This window comes from Pedobacter sp. N23S346, assembly GCF_048515415.1.
In the GTDB taxonomy this organism is placed as follows: Bacteria; Bacteroidota; Bacteroidia; order Sphingobacteriales; family Sphingobacteriaceae; genus Pedobacter.
The window spans coordinates 141,986-164,497 of the sequence record NZ_JBLYEE010000002.1 but is presented as its reverse complement, the minus strand read 5'-3'; the positions used below and the strand labels follow the sequence as shown (position 1 = coordinate 164,497).

Annotated in this window: 18 protein-coding genes; 15 read left to right on the top strand and 3 right to left on the bottom strand. The window is 39.7% G+C overall.

What is annotated here, in order from left to right; translation table 11 throughout:
• Nucleotides 1-9: 9 nt before the first annotated feature.
• The 9 genes from ACN1CD_RS04545 to ACN1CD_RS04505 all read left to right on the top strand — a co-directional run bounded on the left by ACN1CD_RS04545 (nucleotide 10) and on the right by ACN1CD_RS04505 (nucleotide 11,699).
• Nucleotides 10-810, top strand: coding sequence for an FHA domain-containing protein (locus ACN1CD_RS04545; protein WP_419129079.1), 801 nt, complete (start codon nucleotides 10-12; stop codon nucleotides 808-810).
• Nucleotides 803-2,194 (top strand): serine/threonine protein kinase, encoded by a 1,392-nt coding sequence (locus tag ACN1CD_RS04540; RefSeq protein ID WP_419129078.1) that lies wholly within the window; start codon nucleotides 803-805, stop codon nucleotides 2,192-2,194. The genes ACN1CD_RS04545 and ACN1CD_RS04540 overlap by 8 nt, the downstream gene beginning before the upstream one ends.
• Nucleotides 2,195-2,564: 370 nt before the next feature.
• Entirely contained in the window at nucleotides 2,565-3,107 is a 543-nt protein-coding gene (locus tag ACN1CD_RS04535) for an RNA polymerase sigma factor (RefSeq protein ID WP_419129077.1), read from the top strand.
• A 48-nt stretch (nucleotides 3,108-3,155) separates the two neighbouring features.
• Entirely contained in the window at nucleotides 3,156-4,181 is a 1,026-nt protein-coding gene (locus ACN1CD_RS04530) for a FecR family protein (RefSeq protein WP_419129076.1), read from the top strand.
• A gap of 87 nt (nucleotides 4,182-4,268) precedes the next feature.
• The gene (locus ACN1CD_RS04525) at nucleotides 4,269-7,472 is read left to right on the top strand and encodes a SusC/RagA family TonB-linked outer membrane protein (RefSeq protein ID WP_419129075.1); all 3,204 of its coding nucleotides are present in this window, start codon (nucleotides 4,269-4,271) and stop codon (nucleotides 7,470-7,472) included.
• A gap of 2 nt (nucleotides 7,473-7,474) precedes the next feature.
• Nucleotides 7,475-8,863 (top strand): RagB/SusD family nutrient uptake outer membrane protein, encoded by a 1,389-nt coding sequence (locus ACN1CD_RS04520; protein ID WP_419129074.1) that lies wholly within the window; start codon nucleotides 7,475-7,477, stop codon nucleotides 8,861-8,863.
• Between the two features lie 11 nt (nucleotides 8,864-8,874).
• Nucleotides 8,875-9,786, top strand: a complete 912-nt coding sequence (locus ACN1CD_RS04515) for a glycerophosphodiester phosphodiesterase family protein (protein ID WP_419129073.1) — start codon at nucleotides 8,875-8,877, stop codon at nucleotides 9,784-9,786.
• A 166-nt stretch (nucleotides 9,787-9,952) separates the two neighbouring features.
• Nucleotides 9,953-11,020 (top strand): glycerophosphodiester phosphodiesterase family protein, encoded by a 1,068-nt coding sequence (locus ACN1CD_RS04510; RefSeq protein WP_419129072.1) that lies wholly within the window; start codon nucleotides 9,953-9,955, stop codon nucleotides 11,018-11,020.
• Nucleotides 11,021-11,075: 55 nt separating this feature from the next.
• Entirely contained in the window at nucleotides 11,076-11,699 is a 624-nt protein-coding gene (locus tag ACN1CD_RS04505; protein WP_419129071.1) for a hypothetical protein, read from the top strand.
• A gap of 144 nt (nucleotides 11,700-11,843) precedes the next feature.
• Here ACN1CD_RS04505 and ACN1CD_RS04500 read toward each other — a convergent pair whose 3' ends face one another.
• The 3 genes from ACN1CD_RS04500 to ACN1CD_RS04490 form a co-directional block, all read right to left on the bottom strand.
• Nucleotides 11,844-13,349, bottom strand: a complete 1,506-nt coding sequence (locus ACN1CD_RS04500; RefSeq protein WP_419129070.1) for a serine hydrolase — start codon at nucleotides 13,347-13,349, stop codon at nucleotides 11,844-11,846.
• Nucleotides 13,350-13,389: 40 nt separating this feature from the next.
• A complete protein-coding gene (locus tag ACN1CD_RS04495) occupies nucleotides 13,390-13,626 on the bottom strand; it encodes an alpha/beta fold hydrolase (protein WP_419129627.1) in 237 nt (78 codons plus the stop codon).
• 153 nt (nucleotides 13,627-13,779) lie between these two features.
• Nucleotides 13,780-14,421 carry a GntR family transcriptional regulator gene (locus ACN1CD_RS04490; protein ID WP_419129069.1) on the bottom strand — a complete coding sequence of 214 codons (642 nt, stop codon included), beginning with the start codon at nucleotides 14,419-14,421 and terminating at the stop codon, nucleotides 13,780-13,782.
• A gap of 1,091 nt (nucleotides 14,422-15,512) precedes the next feature.
• Here ACN1CD_RS04490 and ACN1CD_RS04485 point away from each other — a divergent pair.
• The 6 genes from ACN1CD_RS04485 to ACN1CD_RS04460 all read left to right on the top strand — a co-directional run bounded on the left by ACN1CD_RS04485 (nucleotide 15,513) and on the right by ACN1CD_RS04460 (nucleotide 22,511).
• Nucleotides 15,513-16,136 (top strand): hypothetical protein, encoded by a 624-nt coding sequence (locus ACN1CD_RS04485; protein WP_419129068.1) that lies wholly within the window; start codon nucleotides 15,513-15,515, stop codon nucleotides 16,134-16,136.
• Complete coding sequence (locus ACN1CD_RS04480; protein ID WP_419129067.1) at nucleotides 16,129-17,238, top strand: aminotransferase class I/II-fold pyridoxal phosphate-dependent enzyme; 1,110 nt, start codon at nucleotides 16,129-16,131, stop codon at nucleotides 17,236-17,238. Before ACN1CD_RS04485 ends, ACN1CD_RS04480 begins: the two co-directional genes overlap by 8 nt.
• 38 nt (nucleotides 17,239-17,276) lie before the next feature.
• On the top strand, nucleotides 17,277-17,924 hold the full coding sequence (gene bioD, locus ACN1CD_RS04475; RefSeq protein WP_419129066.1) for a dethiobiotin synthase: 648 nt from the start codon (nucleotides 17,277-17,279) through the stop codon (nucleotides 17,922-17,924).
• Nucleotides 17,881-18,870, top strand: coding sequence for a biotin synthase BioB (gene bioB, locus ACN1CD_RS04470; protein WP_419129065.1), 990 nt, complete (start codon nucleotides 17,881-17,883; stop codon nucleotides 18,868-18,870). Before bioD ends, bioB begins: the two co-directional genes overlap by 44 nt.
• A gap of 53 nt (nucleotides 18,871-18,923) precedes the next feature.
• Complete coding sequence (gene bioA, locus ACN1CD_RS04465) at nucleotides 18,924-20,189, top strand: adenosylmethionine--8-amino-7-oxononanoate transaminase (protein WP_419129064.1); 1,266 nt, start codon at nucleotides 18,924-18,926, stop codon at nucleotides 20,187-20,189.
• A 1,086-nt stretch (nucleotides 20,190-21,275) separates the two neighbouring features.
• Nucleotides 21,276-22,511, top strand: coding sequence for an exonuclease SbcCD subunit D (locus ACN1CD_RS04460; RefSeq protein WP_419129063.1), 1,236 nt, complete (start codon nucleotides 21,276-21,278; stop codon nucleotides 22,509-22,511).
• The last annotated feature ends 1 nt before the right edge of the window (nucleotide 22,512 follow it).

Sequence of the window (22,512 nt, the reverse complement as noted above, 5' to 3'; positions counted from 1 at the left end):
TATATACAGATGAAAATGATATTCGACTTATTCAAAAGCGGAAGTGGGGAACATCCTGATGATGTGAAGGGAATCAGACACGCATTACTACAATTTGTGAAGCAGGAGTTACAAAAAGCGGAGGGCGGTGAAGGTGCAAACATCAAAGGTTTGGGTATTTACATCAACTGTACCTCTGCAGAGCGGCATGTGTATGAAGCTGCCGCATTTACCGAGGATCCTGATCAATTAAAAAACGAGATACAACGCATAAGTGATGACTATTCCCTGGATCTACCTACAAGCTGGGCGCTTACACTTTCTTTTGAAGAAGCTTTTCCAGATGATGCGGTAAAAATGCAAAATCTGCCAGTAGCACTTTTTGTGAAAACTAAAACCCATTTTGTAAAGCAGCAGGCTAAAGCCTACCTGAAAGCACTTAGCGGGAAGACTTTGCAACCAAACTACGAAATCAGTTCTGAGGGTGGAAAATACAATATCGGCAGAGATGAAAAGGCACAGTCTGATGAAGGTTATTTCCGCACCAACCACATTGCATTTCCTTCAGAAAGTGATGATGAACGGAATAAATACATCAGCAGACAGCACGCTCATATTGAATGGGATAAAAACCTCGCCAAATTTGTAATCTTCGCAGATGAAGGTGGTATACCTCCACGCAATAAAGTCAAGCTGCGTTCTGCGCTCACCGAACAGACAGTAAAACTCCATGCCACACAAATTGGGCAGGAATTAGAAGAGGGAGATCAGATTATTTTAGGAGAATCAGTCGTATTGGAGTTTAGTTTTCAGCCGCAAAACCATGAGTAAGATTTTTACCATTGCCGAAGGGCTACAAAATCTTGGTGCATTAAAAACCGGTGGGCAGGGTTCTGTTTACAAAGGGATGCGCATGGGGCCAGTTTATTCTGCCATCAAACTCATTCCTACACCGATCTACGTGGAAGATGAAAGCGATAAAAACTACCGGAACTTTCTGAATGAGGTTAACAAACTGCAGCAGGTAAATACCCATTCCAGCCCGAACGTGGTGAAGATATTGAGCTCGGGGATTACCGATAGCGGATCATTTCCCTATATAGAAATGGAATACATTGAAGGCCCGGAGCTTGGCGAACTGCTGTTGCCTCCGCATCAAAAAGTTTTCACGGTTAAAGAAACGTTAAAAGTAGCAGAACAATTGGCTGCTGCACTTGCACACTGCCATCAGGTTGATGTTAAACATGGCGACGTTAAAAGCAATAATGTGAAGTACAATGTGCAGACTGCCAATTATGTGCTATTGGATTTTGGCCTTGCCATTATGAGTGAAGAGCAGCGCAGAACAAGCATACGCCATGCTGGAGCAATAGAATTTATGGCACCGGAACAGCATGAAGGAAAAATGCTGTTACAAACAGATATTTATAGTTATGGCATCATCTTGTACGAACTCCTGGCCGGACAGGTTCCGTTCCCACTCGAAGGAGGTGGCGATACCGCCCGCAATACGGTAATAATCGGACATATTGAAAAGGAAATTCCAGATGCTATGTTACTTCGTAAAAGCAATCTGGAAAATATATTTCAGGCCGATGTATTGGAGAAGGAAATGCAGGTACCACATTGGTTACTCGAGTTGATTGGGCGGTGCCTACAAAAAAATCCCCTTGAACGATATGCCAATGGAATGGAATTGCATCAGGCAGTTACAGTTGGAATATTATCTGCACCACAAGACTTTAGGCTTACGGAAAATACCTTACCGAACGAAGCCCTGCAATATGCCGCATTATATAATGATGCAAAGGAAAAGAACGAAAAGCTTGAAAAAGAACTGGCAACATTGAAACCCCTGGCGTTAAAGGCCGGAATAAAATACAATAAATCGACCGGTGGGTATCATCAGGAAAATTATATCCATGCTTCAAAAAAGGCTTTTTTGGGCTGTGCAGCTGCCTGCACCTTACTTATCGCCTTTCTAGTTTACAGTTTAGCGACGACCAATAATAATATTGTAACGACCTTACCAACAACACCTTACAAATCACCGTTCGAAATCGCCAATCAACAATACAAACAAGGCTTGCTAACAGCTGGGGAAGACAGCACCCGAACAGCAAAAACGCAATCGGCTCAACAGCTAAAAGCTACAGAAAAAGCCAGAAAACAGAATGGTAAGAAGAAAAAGAAGAAGTTTTTTGGGATATTTTAAAAGTGCCGATACAGCAAACCTGAAGATTCTTTTAGGATGATCTTGAAATAAAGGATATCTCTTTGCCATTACACGCATTACAAAAGGTTTCGATACAATTTAGCTTAATAAAGGGGCTTTAAATTAACGACAATTTTTACAATCTATAGCCACCAAATAATAAACATCATTGAAACCAAACTTAGCCTTAATCACAATTTAGGACAAGAACGAAGAGTTTTATAGCCTGGAATTTGAATTAGAGCTTGGTCACTAACGCAGTACATTCATAGAGGAGAATTTCCTAGCAGCTTCTTTTAACCCGCTTCAACATATCCTTAACCAAGTATTAATATTCTCTTGACATTGAAAATTTACCTTTGCCGCTAAGATGTCAGAATTCATTGAAGAGCTTAAATGCGGTAATGAAGTTGCCTTTGAAAATGTCTTTAGACAATGGCATAAGAAGGTTAATGGATATTTTATTTCCAAAACTGCCAGTACTGATCTGGCCGATGAACTCACACAGGTTGTCTTTATCAAACTGTGGCGTTTCAGGGGATCTCTATCTGAAGATCACCATCTGGAACATCAACTGTTTCGAATAGCCAAATCTGTGTTGCTTGATTATTTCAGAACTGAAAGTACAGCAAGGCGTCATTTATCACTTTACAGCGATGAGCTAGAGGGCAGTCATGCAGGGGAAAACCAGTTTGAGATCCGCCAACAGCTTTATGCTGTACTGAATACTTTGCCTCCCGTGCGAAAAAATGTTTTTATTCTGAGCAAACTTCATGGGTATACCTATAAGGAAATAGCCGAACAACTATCGATTTCTCCCAGAACGGTAGAAAACCATGTTTCATTGGCGACCAAACAACTTGCCAAATATTCTACCGTGGTTTTGCTGTGTGCATTGGCTACACTTAAATAAATTTTTCTTGCATTAGGGGATTGTGATATCCACAATCGTATAAAGGGTATGAATGTCTCAAAAGAGTTACTGGACAAATACTTCAAAGGGCTTTGCTCTGTGGAGGAATATCTGGAAGTCAGAAAATACCTGAATGCCAATCAGGAAATTCCCGAAGAACTGCTTCCAGAACAGGAATGGGCGGATGTTCAGGATGCGCCACTTTCAGCAGAAAAAAGTGAGCAAATGTTTGCATCCGTGAAAAGGCAGACCATTCATAAAACCTACAGCATTTCAGTTCTCAAAAAGCTTGCCGTTGCAGCGGGTATTATATTGGTTTGTACTTTTGGCATACTGAGTTACTACAATACCCCTGAACATAAAAGATCAGCATCTATCGCTGTTACAAAACAAGAGACAGCCGTTCCATTAGACAAAGAAACCGTAACCAATTACTCCAGCAATGTAAAGCGCTTCACCTTACCAGATGGTTCTCTTGTTAAATTAAAACCTGGCGCAAAACTAGAATACCCGAAACCTTTTATAAGGAAAGAACGAAGGGTTTCGCTTCAGGGAGAAGCCTACTTCCTGGTTTCAAAAGACCATCTTCATCCATTTACAGTTGATGCTGGTGGGATTTTAACTACTGCATTGGGAACATCATTTACCATTACGGCAAAACAGGGCAGCCATTCTTTTAAAGTAGTATTACACACCGGAAAGATTTTGGTTAAACCCGCAGAGAAATGGCCGAAAGCAAAGGCTTTCCAGGAAATTTTGCTGGCTGGCAGCCAGTTGGTATACCATCAACATTCAGCAAGTTTACAAGTGAGTAATACGCAAGAAAGGCGACCAGTAGCAGATGCAGTTCCGCAACAACTGGTGTTTAATCAAACACCGCTGCACGAAGTGTTGGCGCAAATGGAAACTTCCTTTGGCATCAAAATAAAATATGAGCTAGCAGATGTAAAAGACCTGGCGTTTACCGGAACAGTAAATCCTAAAAAAGACATTGGCCAGGTACTAGCCGATATTGCCGATCTCAATCAATTAAAATTATCTCGGGTAGCTGATGGTTATCAAATAAGCAAGTAACGTATTGTAAACCAATAAATATTAAGCTCGGAAATTACCGGGGATGGGCATGCCATACCCTTTTCAATATCAAAAATTAATGAGTATATGAATAAACATTTCTTCAAACAATTACTAGTCTGTATTGCGCTGCTTTTAATGGCGGAAAGCCTCAAGGCTCAAAATGCCGAGATGGCGGGCATTGTTAAAGACGAGAAAGGATTGCCATTAGCCGGTGTATCCATTCAGCTTTCCAATGAACTGACCCGGCAAATTAAATCAACGCTTACCGCGAACGATGGAAAATTTAAGTTACCACAACTGCTTTCCCAGACACCATATAACCTAAGCGTATCCTTTGTTGGCTATCAGACCAAACGGCTTTCAAAACTGATTTTAAAACCTTCGGAACATTCCACATTAATTATTGAGCTGTTGCCCGTTGCCACGAAAAGCCTGGATGAAGTGATGGTGATTGGGTATGGCACCCAAAGCAAAACGAGCATCACCGGTGCAGTTGGCAAGGTCAGTTTCAGCCAGATCAAAGATCAGCCTGTTACCAATTTCGACCAGGCCATCATTGGAAAAATCGCTGGCGTTCAGGTATTGCAAAGTTCAGGTGAACCCGGAAGAGGTTCGACGTTCAGAATACGCGGAACCGGATCAATTACTGCCGGAAACGGACCTTTAGTTGTGGTAGACGGATATCCACTTGATTCGCAGGGCCAGGCAAATGAGTTCGTAAACACCAATGATATTGCGTCTATTGAAGTGCTTAAAGATGCCTCTTCGGCTGCAATATACGGATCGCGTGGAGCCAATGGCGTTATCCTGATCACCACGAAAAAAGGCCAGGTAGGAAAGCTGCAAGTAACGTATGCTGCCAATACCGGAATACAGCAGGTTTCTAAAAAGCTGAACATGCTCGATGCTTATCAATATGCACAGCTGGCTAAGGATGCGCACGATAATGCCTGGGTAGATTTTAAGGTAGGAAATAGTGCGGCTACGCCTGATGCCGAACGTGGAACGGTTGAAAATGCAGGCTTTTACTGGAATCAAACCCCTGTTGATTTATATCCATACCTAAACGGCAAAGCGGGACTTACCAATACCGACTGGCAGGATGAAATCTTCCGGTCTGCGGTATTAACCAACCAATCATTAAGCTTTTCTTCCGGAAACGATAAATATAAGTACTTCACTGCTCTGAATTATACTGATCAGCAGGGAGTAGTGATCAATTCAGGCTATCAGCGATATGGAATAAGAATGAACCTCGATGCTACGGAAAACAAATTTGGCTTTGGCGCAAGCCTGGCTCCATCTTACGCAGTAGAGAAGCGGGTTAATGACGAAGGCCCCTATACCGATCAGTCCGTTATCGGCTCAGCCCTTCAGATGTCGCCTACCTGGCCAGTCTATAATCAAGACGGATCTTATAATTTTGATGGCAATGGCAAATGGCGGATTGGTAAAGATTACCAGCACAATGCGGTGCTTAATCCCGTTGCCCTTGCCAATCTGATAGACAACAAGGTATATCACACCAATTTCCTGGGCAGGGTTTACCTTAACTATGAATTGCTTAAAGGCCTGAAGTATGAGATAGCACTTGGCGCCACGCTCAATGAGTACCGGAATAAAACCTATAGACCATCAACTATTCCCAATCTGGGCGAGGCCTTTTATACTGACCCATCAAATCCTGTTGCTACCAACAGTCAAACATCCGTGTATAACTGGCTGTTGGAGCAGACCCTTAATTATAACAAAAATTTTGGCAATCATCATTTAAAAATATTAGGCGGCTTCACGGCTCAAAAAAACCGTTCGGAGCAGAATGGCGTAACCGCAACTAATTTTCCCGACGACCTCATCCGCACCATTAATGCTGGCCAGGTTGTATCTGGTACGGCAAGTATTCAGGAATGGTCGCTCCTATCGGCCCTTTCCCGGCTGCAATATGATTTTAAGGGCAAATATCTCTTCTCAGCTGCTATACGGACTGATGGTTCCTCCCGCTTTGGTAAAAACAACAAGTGGGGTTATTTTCCGTCGGTTTCTGCCGGATGGAGGCTTTCATCTGAGGAATTCATGAATAACGTTACCGCAATCAGTAACCTGAAAATCCGGGCAAGTTATGGCATTACAGGGAATTTCCAGATTGGAAATTATGACCACGTAGCCAGGATTGGCATCAGTAATTACATCCTGGGGCCTGCAAGTGGTCAGCTCGCCAATGGCTCCGCTCCGGCAAACCTGTCTAATGCCGATCTGGGGTGGGAAAAATCAAAGATGTTTGATTTAGGAATCGATTTGGGTTTATTCCAGCAGCGTCTAAACCTGGAAATTGATCTTTATGATAAAACCACCAGCGATTTGCTGCTCAATTTGCCTATTCCCTATTCTTCCGGTTTCCGTATGGCAAGACAGAATATAGGCAAGGTAAATAACAAGGGAGTTGAGGCAACACTTTCCATGCAAAATGAGTTTGGGAAATTTAAATGGGGGATCAGCACAAACATTTCAGCCAACAAAAACAGGGTAAAAGAGTTGGGTCCGGGCAATGCACCCATCATTGCCACCAATGGCACAGCAAATACTTTCTTTATTACAGCAGTAGGCCAACCTATTGGCGCGTATTATTTTTTAAAGGCTAATGGCGTTTACCAGAACCAGGCCGACCTGAATGCCAATCCTCATTTTTCAAATGCCTATCCAGGCGATATTAAATTCATTGATGTTGATGGAGATGGTGTACTTGATGTAAATAAGGACCGTACCATTGTGGGCAATTTTTTCCCTGATTATACCTTTGGCATCACCAATAATCTTTCCTATAGTGGTTTTGATCTGGCTTTCAGCTTTCAGGGAGCACAAGGCTTTGAAATTGTGAATCTCCAGAACAGGTACATTAACAGTATGGAGGGCAACTTCAACAATACTACCGACGCCCTGAATCGCTGGCAATCTGAATCAGTGCCAGGAAACGGACAAGTTAACCGTGCAAACAGAAAAGCTAAGGGTAACAATGGCCGAACCTCATCCAGGCAGGTAGAAGACGGTTCATATGTAAGATTGCAAAATGTAACATTGGGCTACAGCTTAAGTAGCTTGTTATTGAAACGACTATCAATCAGTAGCGCCAGGCTATTTCTAACCGCACAAAATCTGCATACCTGGACCCATTACACTGGCTATAACCCGGAAGTAAACCTCTATTCGGGAGATGCACTCACCCCTGGTATTGATTACGGCACATACCCGCTTAACAAAACAATTTCAGTAGGCTTAAACCTTACTTTTTAACCATGAAAAATTTCCTATCCATCATTTTGTTATCGCTGTTACTGACCAGTTGTAAAAAGGGGTTTCTTTCGCTGAACCCTGAATCTGAAGCAAATGCTGAAAACTACTATAAAACGGCCAAAGGTTTCAATACAGCATTAATTGGTGCTTACGCCAGGTTTACGGATTATCCTACGATGTATTTTGAAATGAGCAGCTACCGTTCCGATGAATTGTCACTTGGTGCACCAACGGCGGGTACACAGGATCGGTATAACATCGATAAATTTGCAGATGACCCCTCTAATCAGATCCTGCTGAACGTATGGGGAAACCTGTATAACGGAATCAGCCGCTGCAATGAAATCATTGCCCGGTTGCCAGATGCCAGCCTTGGTGATGCGGAGCGAAGACAGGTGGAAGCCGAAGCCAGGTTTATCAGGGCCTACCATTATTATCACCTGGTTAAATTTTGGGGCAATGTTCCCCTGATCACCCAGCCAGTCAGTCCATCAGAATCATTAAAGGCAGGGAGTGTACCATCCGGTCAAATTTTAAGCACACTGGCAGACGACTTGCGTTTTGCCAGGGAAAATTTACCTGAACGTTTTGCCAGTCAGGCAGATTTAGGTAGGGCAACATCCGGGGCGGCCACCGTTTTGCTGGCAAAAGTGCTCATGGAGCAAAAAAACTACGCAGAAGTACAACGCTTATTAAAACCGCTACTCACCAGCCGATATAAGCTGCTTAATGATATTGCCGAGGTTTTCAAGGTAACCAATAAGAACAACGAAGAAGTTATATTTTCTATCCGCTACAATAAAGAGGTACCTGGAGCTGGTCATGGCTTATGGCTGGGCACCACGTCTGCAAAATCTTCACTGGTTCCACCGAAGCTATTGGCAGCATATGGCGCCAACGACCGCAGAAGAGATCTTTTATTATATGCCCGCTCTGGTAGCAGTAATAACTTTGTTCCTAATAAGTTCATGGACGTGATCTCGGCCACTACACAGAATGCAGAAAACGATTGGATACTGCTACGCTTTTCGGAAGTATTGCTGATGTATGCAGAGGCCGTAAACGAATTGGGTTATACTCCATCTGGTGATGCCTTTAATTGCCTGAATATTGTACACAGGCGCTCGGCTATTGCTGACCCAAATTTCACATCGGCAAGCTTGCCCAATCAGGCCGCTTTCCGCGATGCCGTTCAGCTGGAATACAAACTTGAGCTAGCCTATGAAGGTCAGCGGTGGTTAATACTAACCCGAACCGGAAAGGCTGCTTCAGCTATCCGGCAGGAAGAAAATATCAATCTGCCCACATTCAGACTATTATTCCCTATCCCGCAAACAGAAGTTGAGAAAATAGGCAATCCTTCCATTATGCCACAAAACCCTGGCTATTAACCTGAATATAGATGAAAAGACTACAACCACTCACGATGTTTTTAATGCTGATCATCGCAGGCATCACATTTCCGGCATTTGCCCAAAAGCAACCAGCAAATGATCTTGACAAGCTTTTTGAGGGGAAAGCGGTATTTATTGCTGCCCACCGCGGCGACTGGAGAAATGCGCCAGAAAACTCTCTGCAGGGACTTAAGAATTGTATCGCATGGGGCATTGATATTGTTGAAATAGACCTGAAGAAAACCAGCGACGGGCAATTGGTTATTATGCACGACGAAACTATAGACCGAACCACGAATGGAAAAGGAAAAGTTGCGGATTATACGCTGGAACAACTTCAAAAATTTTGGCTGATCAATGGAAATGGCCATATCACCACACACCGTATTCCTACGCTTGAGGAATACTTATCCATCGCTAAAGGAAACATTACTATCTGTGTAGATAAGGGCTTCGAATATGTGGATCAGGCGCTGGCGATGATCCGGCAAAAAAATATGCAAGGGCAGATCATTTATAATATTCCACCCATTACACTAGACAGCCTGAACCAGCGGTATCCGGCATTTCATTTGGACGGTATTGCCCTTAATATCCTTGTAGATATTCGCAAAGCGGATGTTAAGGATGTGATTACCTCCTACAAGTACCGAAAGCATACGCTCATCCATCCTACCTTTTCTTCGGATAAGGCAGACTTTGTAAAGTGGATGCCAGAAATCAGGAAAATGGGGCTAAGCATCTGGCTTAATGCGCTCTGGCCTGAACACAACGGCGGACATGATGATGACATGGCTGTAGAACAGTCCAAGCCCGATCAGGCTTGGGGCTGGCTTATTGCCAAGGGTGCTAATGTGATCCAAACTGACCGGCCAAAGGAGCTGCTTCTTTATTTAAAATCTATCAAACATCATCATTGATAGTACCCAGGATATCCTTATCAAACAGCAGTTTAATTAAATCAATAGTTATCATGAAGCGTATAAAAATGAAACCTCCCTAAGTCGCCCACCGAAGAATAGATCAACACCATATAGGTTAATGGTCGCAGCAACTACTTTGAAATAAACAACAAAAAACATTATCATGAACATCAAAAAAATTAGTTTATCATTATTTCTGGTCTTTACGGCCAACTTTTTACAGGCACAACTCTTAAATACCGACAAGGTGATCAACACTTTAAAATCTGGTAGAAAAAATGACCTGGTTGCCGTTTGTGCACACAGGGGCTACTGGCGTGAAAATGGCGTTCCGGAAAACTCATTACTGGCCATTAAACGTGCGGCCGACATGAAAATCGAAATGGTTGAGATCGATATCAAATTAGATAAAGGTGGTGAGCCTGTACTGATGCATGACTGGAACCTGGGCAGAACAACAGAATTGGGTATGAATAGAAATGATCTGGTAAGTAGCTGGTATAGCAACGGGTTAAAAACCCTTCGTTTAAAGGATAAAAACGGCAGGTTAACCAACGAGCATTTACCTACATTCAGAGAGGTTCTCTCCTACATCCGCGATCAGCGGATTGCTATTGTACTGGCTTTAGACATTAAAGATAGGAACGCCGCAAGGGCATGCTGGAACATTATGAATGAAGGCGAAGGCTGGAAAAACGCATGGGGAACACCCAGCCGGAAATGGACTATTTTTAAGCTGAATGCATCAATCTACAGTGGCCCGGGTGACCTGGAAGGAAGCCTAGGTTTGAGGGGCGGAAATTATAGTGACTTTAGATTCGTGCCCGTTTATACCACCAATATGGTTGATAATTTTAATTGTCTGGCGCAGTATAACTCCTATAAGAATAAGCCCTATTTTATTGGTGTTGAAATTAACATTAAACAACGAGATGGCATTCATCAGGATATCATGGACCAAGCCTGGAGAGATGGAAAGACAGTTTGCTGCTTTAATGCCATACCTGATGCGGGTGGTGATAACTTTAATTTTGCTAACGGCACTTGCTGCTATACACTAAAAACTCTCTACCATAAATCTAAATCAGGCAAGGCAGATACCGAGGATAATCGTGGAAGCTGGCAATGGCTCACCGCTATGGGTGTACATTGGATTACGACAGATGAGCCGGTAAACCTGATTAATGACTGGTTAAATAAGGGATTTAGAAACACCGCTTATTATTATTAATTATTCCACTATCGGAAGTCAATTTTCTAACAATTATAATTTTAAAAGATATTCTATGAAGACCAATAAATTCCAGCTTACATTTTGCATACTTATTGCTTTGGCATCCCTTAGCAGCTGTAAAAAACAAATCATCGGGGACCAGTCCCTTACAGGTGAAAAAGGCGAAAACCTGGTATCAAACGCCGTTGTACACGCTAACTTCACCACTCCGGATTCTGTTGCGGGCATCCAGGAAACTAAATGGGGAAAGATAAGTTATGACCTGAACGCCAACCGGGTTAACGGAGATTCGGTTCTGCTCAGTTTTGATGGCAATTTGTGCCGTGAAATACATGCAGCCAACGGTTATACGCTTAGATATGCCGATTTACCGGGCAGTTCTATATCCAGCATCAGTTTACCACAGATACTTGCAGCGAACCTAAATGCTGTAGATTCTTCCGCAGCTGCTGGCAAACCAAATGATGCAAGACAGACCTGGTTTACTTTTAGTGATGGTAAACAATATGGGATGATTCCAGTAAAAGACCGCTATCTGGTATTGTTTAAAGGCGATAGCATCCTTAAAACAAGTGCATTGTATGTGCTTCAATTAAATGCAATTGAATATATCCCTGGTCAAATGAGCGGATATTACTTCGGTGGGGTCAAATTCGACTATAAACGATTGATTTAAGTATAAATATTTAACAAAGGTGTCCTATTTTAATATTGGACACCTTTGTCTTTTTACCAGCTATTTTATTCCTAACTGTGCTACATTGGAAACCATTATAATCTGCCAGAACAGGAGGTTGATGACCTCTCTCTTTGTTAAACTCTATTTTTTCAAGAATTTCTCAATTTCCAGAAGCATATCTTTTGCGTTCTGGTTGGTTGGATCTAGTTCTAGCACTTTTTGGTAATCATTTTTAGATAACTGATATTCCTTTTTAGTAAAATATGCTTCGCCACGACTATCGTAAACATTGGCCAAAGTTGGAAATTCGTTCACATTAAGGCTGAAAATTTTAATAGCCTGATCTATTTTTTCATCTTTCATCAATGCATAACCGAACATATTCAATTCTGTTTCATTGGAGAAGTTGTAGTCATTTGGTTTAGTTTTCTTCAGATTTTTATAGCGTTCGATACCTTTATCAATGTTCTCTTTGCTTACTTTTTTGATGGCTAAAGAAATAGATTCTTTCTGGGGAATTAACGGGTAGTTTTGCCACTTATTGATACTTGCAAGGCTATTAACGATTTCATTAAGTAGAAGCGTACTGGTGCCATTTGTCATCACTATAATGCCATTTCCGTTTTCCATACTTCCCACATAATGGCAAATAAAACCATCAGTTCCGCCATCATGTCTAAAATATTTCACGCCATTATAATCGTCTAAAAATACACCAAAATTATTTTCTATTCTTTTTGCGGTCATTTCTTTAGATAATATTTTATTCGATTTCCCTAACAACGATAGCTGTGTTTCAATGATGTATTTGGCTAAATCTGTTGGATTAGTCCATAAACCAGCAGCTGCTTTTTCAGGATAAATGTGGTATTTGCCTTGCACCTCTTTTTCGTTATTATAACCTGTTGCCAATAGATTTTCTTTCTCTTTAGCTGGAGGTTGATTGAAGGAACTATTACTCATTCCCAAGGGATTTAAAATATTATTCAACATATAGTCTTCATATTTTTCCCCTGTTGTATTTTCGAGAATTAACTGTGTAATTGTAGTTCCACCTCCAGAATATTGAAATTTTAGATTAGGCTCAAAGATGGAGCGAACTGCAGTTGAGTTGGAAGGTTTTATTCCATCAAGCGTTTGAATTGTTGTTGGTAAAGTTCCACCTTTTGCATATCCCCCGAAACCGTGTCCCGATAAACCAGCTGTATGGCTTAATAAATTTGCAATTGTAATTTTCTTGCCTTTTGAAACATCATCGTAAGGGAATTTCCAGGTTTTAAGATAATTATTGATGTCATCATCTAAACCCAACTTCCTTTCTTCAACTAATTTTAAAATACCAAGACTATTGATCGTTTTGCTAATGGAACCTGCTTGGAAGAGTGTTTGTGTAGTTGCCAATTTCTTTTCAGAAACATCTGCAAAACCATAAGCCTTTACCCATTCTACTTTGTAATCTTTAATCACCGCAATACTTACAGCATTGACTTCAAAAAGATCCATTCTCTCTTTTAAAGTATATTTTTTATTTTGTAATTTATTCCAATGATTTACATTGTTTTCGAATAATTTAATCTTTTCATTAACGTTTTGTGCGAAAGTGTTAAGTGAAATCAGTGATATAAAGGCGAATAATTTGAATTTCATTGTTGAGTTATAACTTTAAATTTTGTTTTAATTATGTTTCTTAAAAAAGGTCGTTAATGTTTATTTTTTTGTTTGGATATTTACTTTTTATATGATCTACTACCCTATCTAAATCCTTCACAAATTGGTCTGTTGTGAGCATTGTTTTATCTTTCCATTTATCAGATTTCCCGCTTCCTCTCTGGTCAAAATAGACCACCAAATAATCTTTTTCAAATACGTTTCTATAAAATTCATGGTCAACATTAAAAGCACCAGGCCCACCGTAAAGTGTAATAATTATCGGTTTGTCAGGATTCCCAACAACTCTTGTATACAGGTTGGTTTTTTCTATGGTATATTAAACCCGGTGTCTATCTATTTTTGAGCATCACAAAAACTTGAAAATAAAAGGAATTATATCATTGTAATTTTTGGTTTTTATCAAATTTTATTTATTGCCAGATTTTAACCAATTAACAAGTGTATCTATACCAACTAAATTATTTTCAGCAAGTAATTCCGTAGCTTTTTGGAGCTGTCCATTTTGTAATTGAAGAATAATATTTTCGTGTTGAGTGTTAGATTTTTCAACCATTTTGTTGATAGACATATAAGCGTACTCGTACCGTTGCGATTGGCGATGCAAGGTCTTTATCATTTTCAGCAATCTTTGATTCGGACAGTTAGAAAGTAATAATACATGCCAATGCACATCTAATTCAACCAAGTCTTTGGGCGATTTTGAATTGAGGATTTTTAAATTAATTTGATTGAGTTCACCCAAAACTGTTTGATCTGGAACACCTGATAATTCTAAAGCAAACGATTCTAATTTTGCCCTCAACGGGTAAATCTCAAAGATATCAGCTTCAGAAAATGGCGCTAATTTATATCCTTTTCTCGGTTCGGATATTACAATACCTTCCCATTCTAATTGCTGTAGTGCTTCTCTAAGTGGCGTTCGGCTGATGCTAAGCATTTCTGTCAATTGTATTTCCCGCATCGGTTCGTTAGGCATTATTTTGCCTTCAATTATCAATTGCCACAACGCTTTTATGATTTGACTTTTTAACGATTCTTGTGTTATCATATTACTATTGCATATTGTATACAATATGCAATAGTAATGATTTTTAGTTCAAGTATATCATTTCAACGAAGATTTTCTCTTTTCTTAAAAAGCTGTCAAAAAATTATAATTATCAACTTACGAAATTTCAAAAGCCTGTGCGCTGAAGAATTTCGCAAGTTTTAATCAGAGTACCATAAAACTTTCGAAGTATTTCCTCCAACAAAGGCCACCAAAACTTCGCAAATTGATCTTCATTCATGAAATTTAGACATTTTGTTAGAAACGAATAATGATCCTTTCAAAATTCCAGGGATTTATAATTGAAAAAGCAAATGAATAGTTTTTATAGATGATTTTATAATTTTCCAGTTCTTTATTTAAATTGACAAATCCAGCCGGATCTGGATAAGATGTTTGCAGAAATAACTTATTTTTTCTACCACGCCACTTTTTGACCATCCTGTTCAAAAGACTATAGCGCCAGACACATTTTCTAGGTGTTTTTTTATGCATCATGCTAACCAACTTAAATAAAGCAGAGGCTTCACCGAAGAGCACTGTCAATCCCAAGGGCCAGAGAAATCAAAAAAACATTTGTAAAATAGTATAAATAGCACTAAAAAACCTTAAACGCAGTGTTTTTGTGTTCATAATTACGGGTTCAATTTTTAAAAAGTATTGAACACAAAACGAAGTGCCGCTTTTTTTGATGTGTGTGGAATTTGTGAAGGGCCCCTAGCTTGATTGACAAAGCGTTTTGAGTAATTGGCGCTCCAAAATGCGCAGCATTCTTGAACACCGCTAAAAACAATATTAGCTGTGAAAAATTACCATGCCTCCGCAGCAAAGAGCGGAAAAAAGATCTTTACAAATAGTCCAAAGGACGGGGACAACGATCGTAATCACCTTTAGGAGTTAGAAACGCCCTCTTCATGAGCAAGATTAACGCCGCTAATCTTTGCTTTGCACTCAACCTTAGCAGCACCTGCGTTTCTTTCAACGTTAATAAAGCTTGCAAAAGGAAATTCAACCGGACTACCCACAATATCAAAACTGGCCCAATACAACCATCCGGCAATATATTATTTTTGGCACAAATCAAAAAATAAATGGAATTCTACCATCTTCTCGAGAAAATAACTGGCGATAATAAAACCCATGCAAAATGGCTTAATACCCTCTCTTTCATGGAAAATGCGGGAGCACGAAAAATTTCAGCCTGTGAACATCCAAGCACAGTAAGTTTAGTTCAACTGAAACACGCTTGTGAAGAACATCGTCACGCCTATTATCTCAAAAAACAGATTGGTAAATTAGGTAATTTGCTGTGCAGCACTTATACGCAGTATGAACTTCTGGCACCAGTTGCAACGCGACAATACCTCCATGCGCTTGATATTAAAGCTTGCAGGTATTTACAACATCATTTCAATTTAACAAAGGAAGAATTGAAGTACGCTGCCTATCTCTTTGTAACCTATGCAATTGAAGTTCGTGCAGATGAACTCTATCCTATTTATCAAGATGTTCTTACCAGAATGGCCTCAAAGATTATGGTAAAATCGATCATTCTTGAAGAAGAAGGACACCTGGAAGAAATGATTGAGCAACTTAATGGGTTTTCTGAAAACTGGAGAACCCATGCAGAATTTATTTTACAGATCGAAAGAGAACTGCACACTAGGTGGATTAATGCCATTATTGATGAAATAAAGCCATTTAAACATGCTTAAAAGTTTTAATCGTTTTCAGGCCGATCTTGACCAAAGAAAAACCGAAGGAACTTTGAGGATATTAAAACCAAAAGCAACAGGGGTAGATTTTTATTCAAACGATTATCTCGGATTTGCCAGAAATACAAAGCTCCAAAATTTACTACTACAACAAATTATCGATAGACCCGAATTATTATCAGGAAGTACAGGTTCACGGCTGATCAGTGGAAACAGTGCTGAAGTGATGGAAATAGAAAAATTTATCGCAAATGCACATCAATACGAGTCTGCATTATTATGCTCTTCCGGGTATGAAGCCAACCTAGCCTTATTTTCTACGTTGCCTAACCGGCATGATACCATTATTGTCGACGAAAAGATCCACCGTTCCGTGCACGATGCCTGTAAAATGTCTCATGCCAAAAAGATAAAGTTTAATCATAATCAGCCTGAACATTTAGAACAGCTTTTAAAAAGGCAAAACGGAAACTGCTATGTGGCAATAGAGAGTCTATATTCGATGGATGGCGACATCGCCCCTATTAAGGAGATCTCCAGAATTACAGAAAAGCATGGTGCGTTCCTGATTGTTGATGAAGCACATGCTTTTGGTATTTTAGGCTATGGCTTGGTTGATCGATATCAGCTTCAGCGTACAACTTTGGCAACCGTTATCACTTATGGGAAAGCGCTGGGCGCACATGGTGCAGCTATTTTATGTAATGAATTGATCCATTCTTATCTCATTAATTTTGCTTCTCCTTTTATCTATACCACTTCCGCTCCAAACCTCCAATGGATAGCGATAAAAACCGGCTATGACTTTTTAAAAGCAGAGGCTGATTCGTCAGTTAAACTTCAGGAAAACATTAAAATTTTCCGTAAGCAGAAATTATCTACTCCTTCAGCAGAAAACAGTCCCATTCAGTCTATTATAATTCCTGATTATGATCGATTAAAAAGCTTGCAGCAAATACTATCAGATGAAGGATTATTAACATACGCTATTTACAGCCCAACGGTAAAAAAAGGTACAGAACGCCTGCGAATCTGTATTCATAATTTTAATATAGAAAAAGAGATTACCGCACTTACCGGCATTATTAAAAAATTTATTTAACAGAAAATTAAAAACGGTTTTACCAGGTTACTAAAAACATGAAATTATTCATCACCGGAATAGGAACAGAAGTAGGAAAAACGATCTGTGCAGCAATTTTAACGAAATATTTTAATACAGCTTACTGGAAACCCATTCAATCTGGCGATCTGGATAACACCGACAGTATGAAAATTAAAGCCTGGGCATGCGAAAATGTGATCATTCACCCTGAAAAATATCGCCTGCAACTTGCGGCATCACCACACCAATCTGCTGGCGAAGAAGGGATTTCAATTCATTCAAATGATTTTATACTCCCTGAAAATTTTGAACGCCTCATTGTAGAGGGCGCAGGAGGATTAATGGTTCCGATTTCTGATCACGAATTTATGATCGATCTAATTGCAAAATTAGACCTTCCTGTTGCACTTGTAGTAAAAAATTACCTGGGCTGCATCAACCACAGTTTACTATCAATAATGGCTTTAAACCAAGGAAAAATTAAGCTGGAATATTTGATTTTAAATGGAGATTTCCCCGAAGATACTGAACGGGTTATCTGCAATTTCATAGGAGCCAAAACGAAAATTATAAGAATTCCCAACATCGAAAAAATCACAAAAGAAACTATAGAAAGTATCTCAAACAAATTAAAAATTTATGATAACGGATCAGAAAACAATCGTCAGAAACAACTGGACTAAAAGTGAAATAGAAGAAATCTACCACTCACCCTTATTGGAACTTATCTATAAAGCCGCCACAGTACACCGTGAATGGCATAATGCGCAAGAAATACAAATCTCTACCTTACTATCCATAAAAACAGGTGGCTGTCCGGAAGATTGTTCTTATTGCGGACAGGCTGCAAGGTATCACACCAATATTAAAGTTCAGGCTTTATTACCTACAGAAACCGTAATTGCACATGCCCAGAAAGCTAAAGAAAGTGGTTCATCCCGTTTTTGTATGGCCGCAGCCTGGAGAGAAGTAAGAAATAACAGCGATTTTGATCAGGTAATTGAAATGGTAAAAGGCATTAACGAACTCGGATTGGAAGTTTGCTGCACCCTGGGTATGCTAACCGAAGAACAGGCCATCCGCCTTCAGCAAGCAGGTTTGTATGCTTATAATCATAACCTGGATACATCAGAACAATATTATCAGGAAATTATATCGACCAGAACTTTTGATAATAGAATTAACACCATAAATAACGTTAGAAAAGCAGGCATCACGGTTTGTTCCGGAGGAATTATTGGGCTCGGAGAAACGCACCAAGACAGAATTTCTATGTTGTTAACATTAGCAACCATGCCAAAACACCCCGAATCTGTTCCCATCAATGCACTAGCCAGAGTACAAGGAACTCCCCTTGAAAATAACGAAAAAACAGATACATGGGAAATGGTAAGAATGATCGCAACTGCAAGAATTATAATGCCTGCATCGATGGTTCGCCTGAGTGCCGGAAGAATTGAAATGACGGTGTTTGAGCAGGCCTGGTGTTTTATGGCTGGAGCAAATTCCATTTTTACAGGCGAAAGAGAAACTTTACTCGTAACACCCAATCCGGGTGTTTTAGAAGACATGCAAATGCTGCAGACCTTGGGACTAAAACCAATGAAAGTGGAAAAATCTGCCAATTAATAAGGAGTACAGCATGCACCATTATGGGAAATTAATAATCCACAGAAATACTTATGAATTTACGAGAACGAGACCGGGCCGTTAACTGGCATCCTTACACACAAATGAAGACTGCTGAGGATGCAATCCCTATTGTTAAGGGGAAGGGCATTTATCTTTTTGATGACAACGGAAAGCAGTATATCGATGCTGTTTCATCATGGTGGGTTACCCTACATGGCCATGCGCATCCCTATATCGCAAAAAAGGTTTCCGAGCAGTTGAATACTTTAGAACAGGTTATTTTTGCAGGGTTTACCCATGAACCAGCCATTAAACTTTCAGAAAACCTCTTAAAACTTCTTCCTGAAAACCAGCAGAAGGTTTTTTATTCTGACAATGGTTCAACAGCTGTGGAAGTGGCGCTTAAAATGTGTATTCAGTATTCTTTTAATAAAGGCCTTAAAAAGTCTAAATTTTTAGCTTTTAAAAATGCTTATCATGGCGATACTTTCGGAGCCATGTCTGTGAGTGGAAGAAGTATCTGGACGATACCCTTTGCAGAAATGTTGTTCGAAGTGATCTTTATTGATACACCAACGGCTGAAAACCTGGAGGATTTAAAATCTCAAATTAAAGCCTGCCGCCATGAACTAGTCTGTTTTATTTGCGAACCCTTAATTCAGGGTGCTGCCGGAATGTTGATGCACAGGGCTGAAGATTTGGATCAATTAATGCAGTACTGCAAAGACCAGAGAATTCTAATCATTGAGGATGAGGTTTTTACAGGCTTCGGAAGAACAGGAAAACTGTTTGCAGCTGATCATCTTACGGTGCAACCTGATGTGATGTGTTTTTCGAAAGGGTTAACGGGTGGAACCATTCCAATGGGCATTACCACTTGTTCAAATGAAATTTATAATGCTTTTCTGTCGGATAATCACTATAAAACGCTATTTCACGGGCACTCCTTTACTGCAAATCCACTAGCCTGTACTGCAGCTTTGGCCAGCATGGAATTGTTGTTGAATGAAGAAACTCAAAGTAATATTCAGCGGATTTCTGTGCAGCATTTTCAATTTTCAATCGTTTTAAAACAGCATTCGCGGGTTGAAAGAGTCAGGCAAACCGGAACCATCCTGGCCTGGGAAATAAAAAATGATCAGCAAACTTCTTATTTTAATGAGATTGGCAAAAAACTATATCATGAATTTTTATTACGCGGAATAATTATGCGTCCGTTAGGGAATGTGATGTACCTGGTTCCACCTTACTGTATTACTGCGACAGAACTGGATTTCATTTATAAAAATATTTTAGAAGTGCTAAATTTCCTTTAAAACAGCGTAATAAAGGGCTAAAATTTAGATGTGTAGTATTTAACGTTACACTTTAGAAGCTGTCTAAAAATTATAATTTATCAACTTAAGAAATTTCAAAAGCCTATGCGCTGAAGAATTTCCCAAGTTTTGATGACAGCCCATAAAACTTTCGAAGTATTTCCCCCAACAAAAGCCACCAAAACTTCGCTAGTTAATCTCCATTCATAAAATTTAGACAGTTTCTTATACAACTCGTGTAAATATCCGAAATGCGGTATTTTTTTTCACCAACCCGGATTAACATCTAGAAAAGAAACAATTAACGGCATTTACAATCCTATATTTAGAAAAAAGTAGCATAAAAAGGTTTGCTTTTGCTGTTTTTCACCAAAATGATGGATAAATAAACTATTTCTAGCCAGGAACAACAAATAACACACAGGATTTATTTACATAAAAAAGCTGCCTATTTTATTTTGAGACAGCCTATTTTGTTTAACATCAGCTAAAATTTGTCGCAGATTGACGAAGCCTTTGTTAGTAGATATTCGTGATAAGTATTCTAATTGAGTTAAATAAGAATAAATAATGATGTTGCTATCTAAAATAAAAATCATAAATAAGGGAGTTTACGATCTTCACCTTGACTTCTCTCCCATTCTCCAGCATCACCAAAAGAAAATATTCCTTTTGCTTGGAATAGCAATTCAAGTCCGACTATTTATAATTCAACATTTACGGTTTTCCGTAAGGATGCAACGTTACCTTATTCTATTTTAGCTCACCAATCAGCCAATAATATTAAGCTAAAAATTAGAAATCAAATCTTATCAACATAAGTGGTATTTACTTTTAATGTTTTTGATTTATGCCTATTATTGTTTCAGATTAACTCACTCAATCAAAATGAAAAATCAAATTAATAGCAGCCTTTTCTTTTGAATGACCTGATACATAGTTGCACGTAAATATCGCAGTCTGCTTGGTATATATTAAGGACACAAAGCACACCATTGAATCTATTTTCCTTGCATAAAATGGAGAAATAAATTTAAGTGATTTCACATCAGCAAAAAGTATAGGCTTCTGAAAATAGATTAATTTATGAAAATCCTCCATACCGCAGACTGGCACATCGGCCAGCTGTTTCACGAATACGACCGTACACCTGAACACCAGCAGTTTCTGAATTGGTTGGTGCAGACGCTACAGGATGAAAAAATAGATGTTCTGCTCATCAGTGGTGATGTTTTTGATATTTCCAATCCGGCAGCGGCATCCATAAAAATGTTCTATACCTTTTTGAATCAAGCAACTAAAGCAAATCCAAATTTACAGATCATCATCACAGCCGGCAATCACGATTCTGCCTCTCGCTTAGAAGCACCAAAGCCATTGTTGGAATCCTCCAATGTACATATTATTGGCTTGGTCGAAAAAGATGCAGAAGGAAATATCAATTACGAGAAGCTACTTGTTCCCATACATGATGCTTCAGGCGACATTAAAATATGGTGTCTGGCTGTTCCGTTTTTGCGCATGGGCGATTATCCGGCAATTGCTGACTGTGCCAATCCTTATACAGAAGGCGTAACAGCATTATACGAAGAAGCTTTCCAATATGCCAATTTGAAAAAGCAAAACGGACAAACTATCATTGGGATGGGACATCTGCACACTCACCATGCTGAAATAAGCGACCTGGATAAAACCGAAAGGCTGATTATGGGTGGTGTTGAATGTATTCCGGCTACCGCATTTCATCCTGATCTCAAATACGTAGCACTAGGCCATATCCACAAAGCGCAACGCATTGGCGGAAAAGAACACATTCGATATTCTGGAAGTCCGCTGCCGATGTCCTTTTCAGAGCTTAACTACAAACATCAGGTAATTGTATTTGAATTGGAAGAAGAGATCAGCAACCTTAAAACAATAGAAATCCCGCTGTTTGTACCTTTGCTAAGAATTCCGCTGAAGCCCCTGCCCTTGCATGAAGTTATTGCGCTTTTGGAACAATTGCCAATAATTGATCAGCATTCAGAAATAGCACCCTATCTCGAAGTTCGGGTATTGCTAGACGGACCTGAACCAGCTTTGCGACATAAAATCGAAACGGCATTAATGGGTAAGAAAGTAAGACTGGCTAAAATTGAATCGATAAATCCTGCTTCCAAAGAAAAAGCATCGGAATTTATTACACAAGAAAAACTGAGCGAACTACAGCCTCTTGATGTATTTAACAAAATATATCAATCCAGATACAACAGTGAAGTTCCTTCTACTCTACTGCAACTTTTTCAGCAGGTAGCACAGGAAGTAAACCAGACAGCCGAATAAG

What these genes read in the sequence shown, in the direction of transcription:
- ACN1CD_RS04545 (WP_419129079.1), top strand. Translation starts at nt 10, where the DNA reads ATGAAAATGATATTCGACTTATTCAAAAGCGGAAGTGGGGAACATCCT.
- ACN1CD_RS04540 (WP_419129078.1), top strand. Translation starts at nt 803, where the DNA reads ATGAGTAAGATTTTTACCATTGCCGAAGGGCTACAAAATCTTGGTGCA.
- ACN1CD_RS04535 (WP_419129077.1), top strand. Translation starts at nt 2,565, where the DNA reads ATGTCAGAATTCATTGAAGAGCTTAAATGCGGTAATGAAGTTGCCTTT.
- ACN1CD_RS04530 (WP_419129076.1), top strand. Translation starts at nt 3,156, where the DNA reads ATGAATGTCTCAAAAGAGTTACTGGACAAATACTTCAAAGGGCTTTGC.
- ACN1CD_RS04525 (WP_419129075.1), top strand. Translation starts at nt 4,269, where the DNA reads ATGAATAAACATTTCTTCAAACAATTACTAGTCTGTATTGCGCTGCTT.
- ACN1CD_RS04520 (WP_419129074.1), top strand. Translation starts at nt 7,475, where the DNA reads ATGAAAAATTTCCTATCCATCATTTTGTTATCGCTGTTACTGACCAGT.
- ACN1CD_RS04515 (WP_419129073.1), top strand. Translation starts at nt 8,875, where the DNA reads ATGAAAAGACTACAACCACTCACGATGTTTTTAATGCTGATCATCGCA.
- ACN1CD_RS04510 (WP_419129072.1), top strand. Translation starts at nt 9,953, where the DNA reads ATGAACATCAAAAAAATTAGTTTATCATTATTTCTGGTCTTTACGGCC.
- ACN1CD_RS04505 (WP_419129071.1), top strand. Translation starts at nt 11,076, where the DNA reads ATGAAGACCAATAAATTCCAGCTTACATTTTGCATACTTATTGCTTTG.
- ACN1CD_RS04500 (WP_419129070.1), bottom strand. Translation starts at nt 13,349, where the DNA reads ATGAAATTCAAATTATTCGCCTTTATATCACTGATTTCACTTAACACT.
- ACN1CD_RS04490 (WP_419129069.1), bottom strand. Translation starts at nt 14,421, where the DNA reads ATGATAACACAAGAATCGTTAAAAAGTCAAATCATAAAAGCGTTGTGG.
- ACN1CD_RS04485 (WP_419129068.1), top strand. Translation starts at nt 15,513, where the DNA reads ATGGAATTCTACCATCTTCTCGAGAAAATAACTGGCGATAATAAAACC.
- ACN1CD_RS04480 (WP_419129067.1), top strand. Translation starts at nt 16,129, where the DNA reads ATGCTTAAAAGTTTTAATCGTTTTCAGGCCGATCTTGACCAAAGAAAA.
- bioD (WP_419129066.1), top strand. Translation starts at nt 17,277, where the DNA reads ATGAAATTATTCATCACCGGAATAGGAACAGAAGTAGGAAAAACGATC.
- bioB (WP_419129065.1), top strand. Translation starts at nt 17,881, where the DNA reads ATGATAACGGATCAGAAAACAATCGTCAGAAACAACTGGACTAAAAGT.
- bioA (WP_419129064.1), top strand. Translation starts at nt 18,924, where the DNA reads ATGAATTTACGAGAACGAGACCGGGCCGTTAACTGGCATCCTTACACA.
- ACN1CD_RS04460 (WP_419129063.1), top strand. Translation starts at nt 21,276, where the DNA reads ATGAAAATCCTCCATACCGCAGACTGGCACATCGGCCAGCTGTTTCAC.